The sequence below is a fragment of the Pseudomonas sp. MF08817 genome (genome assembly GCF_059862705.1).
Genome location: NZ_JCBCUY010000106.1, coordinates 1 through 801, shown reverse-complemented (window position 1 = coordinate 801; position 801 = coordinate 1). Strand labels below are relative to the sequence as shown.

At 51.6% G+C, this 801-nt stretch carries 1 protein-coding gene and 1 pseudogene; both read left to right on the top strand.

Annotated features, from left to right (window positions below):
- Window positions 1–127: pseudogene (locus AC19YR_RS24800) on the top strand (IS5/IS1182 family transposase); the annotation flags it as partial.
- Complete coding sequence (gene pilV / locus AC19YR_RS24795) at window positions 94–651, top strand: shufflon system plasmid conjugative transfer pilus tip adhesin PilV (RefSeq protein WP_500600444.1); 558 nt, start codon at window positions 94–96, stop codon at window positions 649–651. The pseudogene AC19YR_RS24800 and the gene pilV, both read left to right, overlap by 34 nt.
- Window positions 652–801: the final 150 nt, after the last annotated feature.

The window sequence follows — 801 nt, the reverse complement described above, 5'->3', positions numbered from 1 at the left end:
TGGCTGGCTGAAGGAGAACCGTCGCATCGTGACGCGCTTCGACAAGCTCGCAACAAGTTTTGCGGCGATGGTCTCATTGGCCTGCGCTATGCGGTGCTTGCGACAATACTTTACGTACAGAGCCTAACAAAAGTAGAAGCCGCTGGCACAAGTTGCTCTCCCAATGGCCTGCTCGCCAGAGACTTTAAAGGGCTAATTTTATCGTGCGAAAGCGGTATTTGGACAACTCAATCAACGTCCGGCATGTATGCGTTTTTTAACGCTACAAGCTGTCCACCGGGCTGGATCGCAGCAAACGGTTCAGGTGGAACACTCGACCTACGCGGGCAGTTCGTAAGGGCTTGGGATAACGGCAAGGGCATCGATCCGGGTAGATCCTTAGCTTCCGCCCAGCAAGACGATCTAAAAAGCCACAAACACAACGCTACGGCTTCGATGGATGGGTTACATAGCCACGAGACACGTCATACGCGAGATCGATCCCCAACAGACCCCGGCAACGCGGTTTTAGGTGATGAGAACTGGTATGGCACACAATCTGTCTGGTCGCAGCCAGCAGGGTTACACACCCACACGATTACAGTGCAAAATTTCGGCGGTACTGAAACACGTCCTAAAAACGTGGCATTGCTTGCATGTATGAAAAAATGATTTTTTATTGACTTTTTTATATGCATGGCGGCGGCAAAAACTGAGTGCAACACCTGACCTTTCCGGTACGGTGCTGCCCCTATGTCCTATTCCGAACTCAGCGTTGAAGAACGCGCCACCATTCAAATCGGCAATGCCCAAGGCTTCAGC